Source organism: Streptomyces sp. NPDC049813, from assembly GCF_044465085.1.
Taxonomy (GTDB): Bacteria; Actinomycetota; Actinomycetes; order Streptomycetales; family Streptomycetaceae; genus Streptomyces.
This window is the reverse complement of sequence record NZ_JBITLI010000032.1, coordinates 1-6,119: the sequence shown is the minus strand read 5'-3', so window position 1 is coordinate 6,119 and position 6,119 is coordinate 1. Positions and strand designations below refer to the sequence as shown.

The following is a 6,119-nucleotide window of genomic DNA, read 5'->3' as shown; positions in this document are numbered from 1 at the left end:
CGGCTCGTGGTGGTGGAGCGTCGTGGGGCGCAGGGGCGGTTGTCGCCTGGTGCGGGTGTGATGGTGCAGGGCGTGTGGTTCGACCGCGGCCCGGACGCCGAGGGTGTGTTGTTGCTGGTGGCGCACCATCTGGTGGTCGATGGGGTGTCGTGGCGGATCATCGTCCCGGATGTCCAGGCGGCACTGTCCGAGCCGTCGGTGGAGCCGGCGGGGGTGGCGACGTCGTTCCGTCGGTGGGCGCGGTTGCTGGTGGACGAGGCGCAGGCGCGCTCCGGCGAGCTGGAGTTCTGGCGTGGCGTGCGCAGCACCCCGGACCCGCTGCTGGGCGTACGCCCGCTGGATGCGGTGGTGGATGTGGCGTCCTCGGCCGGCCAGCTGGAGCTGCGCCTTCCTACTGCGGTGTCGCGGCGTCTGCTGGGTGCGGTGCCTGCCGCGTTCCACGGTGAGATCAATGACGTGCTGCTGGCTGCTCTGGCGCGGGCGGTGCGGCGCTGGCGTGGTGCCGGGCCGGGCTCCGTCGTCGTGGATGTGGAGGGGCATGGTCGTGAGGAGCTGCCCGGGGTTGATCTTTCGCGGACGGTGGGCTGGTTCACCTCGGTGTATCCGGTGGCGCTGGACGCAGGCCCGGGGGATGCGGCTTCCTCGGTGCGGCAGGTGAAGGAACAACTACGCCAAGTCCCGGACAAGGGCCTCGGCTACGGCCTGCTGCGCTACCTCAACGAGCAAACGGCTCCGGAGCTGGCGGGTGCGGAGCCGCAGATCGGCTTCAACTACCTCGGCCGCTTCACCACGGACAGCCACGACGGCGGACTCGGGCTGCGCAGTGGCGCTGACGACGGGATGCCGCTGGCGCACACCGTCGAGGTGAACTCCCTCATCGAAGAAGCTGGTGAGGGTCCGGTGCTGCGGGCGGTGTGGTCCTGGGCCGGCGAGATCCTCTCCCAGGAACGCGTGGGGGAGTTGGCGCAGGCCTGGTTCGAGGAGCTGACCGCGATCGCGGAAGCCGTCGAGCAGGGCGCGGGCGGTCACACGCCGTCCGACTTCCCCCTCGTAGAGATCGACCAGGAGCAGATCAACGCACTGGAAGGTGAGCTGCGGGCGGAGGGAGGCCTGGCGGACGTCACGTCCCTCTCCCCGCTCCAGCAGGGTCTGGCCTTCCACGCCGGTTACGACGAGCAGGGCACGGACGTCTACACCGCCCAGTTCGTCCTGGAACTGACCGGCCCCCTGGACGTCGAGCGGCTGCGGGCCGCCGCGCAGGCCGTCCTCGACCGGCACGCGAACCTGCGGGCCGCATTCCGGCAGACCGCAGACGGCCGGTGGATGCAGGTCGTGACCGGTTCGGTGCCGGGTTCGGTGCCGGCACCCTTCCGCACCCTGGACGTGTCGTCGTACGACACACCGGAGGACGAGGCCGCCGCCGTCGCCGACCGGGAACGCGCCACCCCCTTCGACCTGCGACGCGCACCGCTGCTGCGGTGGGTGCTGGTGCGTCTCGGCACGGACCGGCACCGCTTGGTCCTGACCAACCACCACATCCTGCTCGACGGCTGGTCCATGCCGGTCCTGTTCCGGGAGTTGCTGGCGTTCTACCGCCAGGGTGGTGCTGCTGGGCTTCCCGCGGTGCGGCCGTTCGGTGCGTATCTGGCGTGGCTGGCGGAGGCGGACCGGCCGGCCGCGGAGGCGGCCTGGCGGGAGGCGCTGGCGGGCGTAGAGGAGCCGACGCTGGTGGCGCCGGCGTTCACCGCGGCGCAGACGCGAGTCCCTGAGCGGTGTGAGGCGCGGGTTGCGGAGTCGGTGGTCGCGGAGCTGACCGTGCTGGCCCGTTCCTGGGGCGTCACGCTCAACACCCTCGTACAGACCGTGTGGGGCGTCCTCGTCGGGGGCCTGACCGGGCGCGAGGACGTGGTCTTCGGTTCCGTCGTCTCGGGCCGCCCCGCCGAACTTCCCGGCGTGGAGTCCATGGTCGGCCTGTTCATCAACACGCTGCCCGTCCGCATCCGCCTTGACGCCGCCGAGACGCTCGCAGGTCTCGTCCAGCGCGTCCAGCAGGAACAGGCAGCCCTCCTCGCCTACCACCACCTCGGCCTCACCGAGATCCAGCAACTCGCGGACACAGGCCAGCTGTTCGACACCCTCACCATCTTCGAGAACTACCCCCGCATCACCGCGGCGAGCGAAGGTGCCACGGACGGACCCGGCTTCTCCATCAGCAGCGCCGTCGACGCCACGCACTACCCGCTGGCCTTCGCGGCGATCCCCGCAGGCGACGCGATGCGGCTGCGCCTGGATTACCAGCCCGCCGCCTTCGACCAGGAACGGGCGAGCCGCATCCTGGACCGCTACCAGCACCTCCTGCACCACCTGACCACCACCGCCGACCGGCCCCTCGCCCAGCTCGACATGCTGTTGCCCGGGGAACGGAACACCCTCGACGGCTGGAACGGCATCCACAACGCCACGCTGCTCACGAGCACCCTGCCCGACCTCTTCGCGGCGCAGGTGGAGCGGACTCCTGACGCGGTTGCGCTGATCAGTGGGGACGAGCGGCTCTCGTATGCGGAGCTGGACGGGCGGGCCAGTCGTCTGGCGCGTCATCTGATGGCGCACGGTGTGGGTCCGGAGGATTTCGTGGCGGTCTATCTGCCGCGGACCGCCGATCTGGTGGTGGCGTTGTTGGCCGTCGCGAAGGCGGGTGCGGCGTATGTGGGGTTGGATCCGGCGTATCCCTCGGAGCGGGGTGCGTTCATGCTCGCGGATTCGCGGGCGGGTCTGGTGGTGACGGCGGCCGGGGTGGCGGACTCGCTGCCGGTCTCCGGTGTCCCGACGGTCGTGATCGACGATCCCGCGACGCGCACAGCCGTCGCCGCCTTGCCCGCCCACCCGGTGGCGGACGCGGAACGCAGCCGCCCCCTCACTCCCGCCCGGCCTGCCTATGTCTTCTACACGTCGGGTTCCACGGGTCGGCCCAAGGGTGTGGTCGGTACGCACATCGGTATGGTCAACCGGCTCGACTGCGGGCACCGGGAGTTCCCGTGGGGGCCGGGTGAGGTGGGGTGTGCGAAGGCGTCGCTGGCGTTCGGGGAGTCGACCAGTGAGATCTTCGGTCCGCTGCTGCACGGGGCGGCCGTCGTCCTCGCCGACCAGGACCAGATGCGTACGGGCCATGCCCTGGCCGCGCTGATCGAACAGCACGGCGTCACCCGTACCACCCTCGTCCCGAGCCTGCTCAACACGCTCCTGGAGGAGGATCTCCTCGGCCCGCAGGCAGAGAAGGTGATGTGGACCAGCAGCGGCGAGGCCCTCTCACCCGCCACCGCACGCCGCTTCCTGCGCGCCTTCCCCGAGGGGCGGCTCCTCAACTCGTACGGGTTCTCGGAGGCCAGCGCCGACAGCGTGTGGACCCGGATCAGTACGGGTGACCTGGAGCACGGCGCCCTCCCCATCGGCCGCCCCCTGCCGAACACGCAGGTGTACGTGCTGGACTCGACCCTGCGCATGGTCCCGCCCGGCACCGTCGGTGAGCTGTACGTCGCCGGCACGGGCCTGGCCCGCGGCTATGTCAACCAGCCCGCCCTCAGCGCCGAACGCTTCGTGGCGAGTCCGTTCGCGGTGGGGGAGCGGCTGTACCGGACGGGTGACCTGGCGTGCTGGGGTGCGGACGGGCGGTTGTCGTACGCGGGCCGGGCGGACGACCAGGTCAAGGTGCGCGGTATCCGTATCGAGCTGGGCGAGGTACAGGCCGCTCTCGCCGCCCACCCCGAGGTCGCGGAAGCCGTCGTCATCGCCAGCGGGACCGACGACACCGCCCGCGGCCCCCAACTTGTCGCTTACGCGGTGCCGGTCTCGGCCGATGTAGTGCTGGACGGGGGAGTGTTGCAGGGGTTCGTGGCCGAGCGGTTGCCGGAGTACATGGTGCCGTCGGTGGTGATGGTGCTGGAGCGGCTGCCGTTGAACGCGAACGGGAAGCTGGACCGGGGTGCGTTGCCGGATCCGGTGTTCGTGGGCGGGGTGTACCGGGCGCCGAGGACCGCGCGGGAAGAGGTCCTGTGCGGGTTGTTCGGGCAGTTGCTGGGTGCGGACGTGGTCGGCGTGGACGACTCCTTCTTCGATCTGGGGGGTCATTCGCTGCTGGCGACGCGGCTGGTGTCGCGGGTGCGTGCGGTCTTCGGAGTGGAACTGACGGTACGCACGGTGTTCGACGCGCCGACCGTGGCCGAACTCGCCTCGCGCCTCGACGACGCGCAGGTGAAGCGGCCGACACTGCGGCCCCGGACGAGTACGGGCGCGGTGGAGCTGGCCTACGCCCAGCAGCGCTTGTGGTTCCTGGACCAGTTCGAAGGGGACAGCGCCGCGTACCACATGCCCTACGCCGTCCGCCTCACCGGAACGGTCGACGAAGCGGCCCTGACGGACGCGCTGCAGGACGTCATGGAACGCCACGACGTCCTGCGCACCGTGATCACCACGGAAGACGGCAAGCCCTCCCAGTACGTCAAGGCCGGCGCCACCGCCGACCTCACCGTCCGCACCGTCACCGAAGCCGGACTCCCCGCCGAACTGGCCGCCGCCTCATCCGCTCCGTTCGATCTGGCGGTGCAGGTTCCGGTGCGGGCGTATCTGTTCCGTACGGGGGTGGAGTCGCAGGTTCTGTTGTTGGTGTTGCATCACATCGCGGCGGACGGGTGGTCGATGGCGCCGTTGCTCGGGGATCTGTCGCGGGCGTATGGGGTGCGGTGTGCGGGTGGTGTGCCGCAGTGGGATGCGTTGCCGGTGCAGTACGCGGATTACGCGGTGTGGCAGCGGGCGGTGCTGGGGTCCGAGGAGGATCCGGCGAGCGTGATGAGTGCTCAGCTGGAGTATTGGCGTGGGGTGTTGGCTGGTTCTCCGGCGGAGTTGGTGTTGCCGTTCGACCGGGCGCGGCCGGCGGTGGCGTCGCAGCGCGGGGGCAGTGTGCCGTTCGCGGTGGATGCGGGGGTGCATGCGCGTCTGAGTGAGCTGGCGCGTGAGCACGGGGTGTCGTTGTTCATGGTGTTGCATGCGGCGCTGGTGGTGACGTTGTCGCGGGTGGGTGCGGGTGAGGACATACCGGTGGGTGCGGCGCTGGCGGGCCGTGCGGACGAGGGTCTGGACGAGCTGGTCGGGTTCTTCGTGAACACGGTGGTGCTGCGGACGGATCTGTCGGGCGATCCGACGTTCGTGGAGCTGCTGGAGCGGGTGCGGGAGGTGCATCTGGGTGCGCATGCGCATGGGGATGTGCCGTTCGACCGGTTGGTGGACGCGTTGGGTGTGGAGCGTTCGGCGGCACGTCAGCCGTTGTTCCAGGTGATGCTCGTCCTGCAGAACAACGCCCAGGGCAGGCTCGACCTCCCCGGCGTCGAGAGCACACCAGAACCGCTCGAGACCGACACGGCCAAGTTCGACCTCACTGTGCACTTCGAGGAGGACCACCTCGCCGGGCCCGGCGGGTCCTTCTCCGGCGGTCTCGTCTACGCACGCGACCTCTTCGACCACGACACCGTCAGCGCGCTCGCCCGACGCATCACCCAGGTCCTGCGACACGTCACCGCGGCCCCCGACAGCAAGCTCTCCCAGCTGGACGTGGTGCTGCCTGGTGAGCGTGCCGCGCTGGAGGAGTGGAACAGCACCGGGGTCGAGGTGCTTACCGGATCCATTCCGGAGGTGTTCGCGGAGCAGGTGGCGCGGGCGCCGCAGGCGCCGGCCGTGGAGTTCGGCTCGGTGCGGCTGTCGTATGCGCAACTGGACCGGCGAGCCCGGCAGTTGGCGCACTGGCTTCGCGAGCAGGGCGTAGGCGCGGAGTCGCTGGTGGCGCTCCGGATGGAGCGGTGCGCGGAGCTGGTGATCGCGGAGCTGGGTGTCGCGATGGCGGGTGGCGCGTATGTGCCGTTGTTCCCGGACTGGTCGCAGGAGCACTGCGCGGCGGTCTGCGAGCAGGCGGGCGTCTCGCTGGTCGTGACGGCCGACGATGTCGCGGCCACGGCCGGGGGGCCGGCCACGGGCCTTGGTGTGGTGGTGCGTCCTGATCAGTTGGCGTATGTGATGTTCACGTCGGGGTCGACGGGTGTGGCGAAGGGGGTGGCGGTCCGGCAGCGGGATGT

Annotated in this window: 1 protein-coding gene; it reads left to right on the top strand. The window is 70.4% G+C overall.

Translation table 11 applies throughout. From position 1 onward, the window contains the following. Positions 1–60 precede the first annotated feature (60 nt). Positions 61–6,119 (top strand): amino acid adenylation domain-containing protein (locus ACIBW6_RS34820; protein ID WP_399066946.1); only part of this gene is annotated, 6,059 nt, incomplete at its 3' end.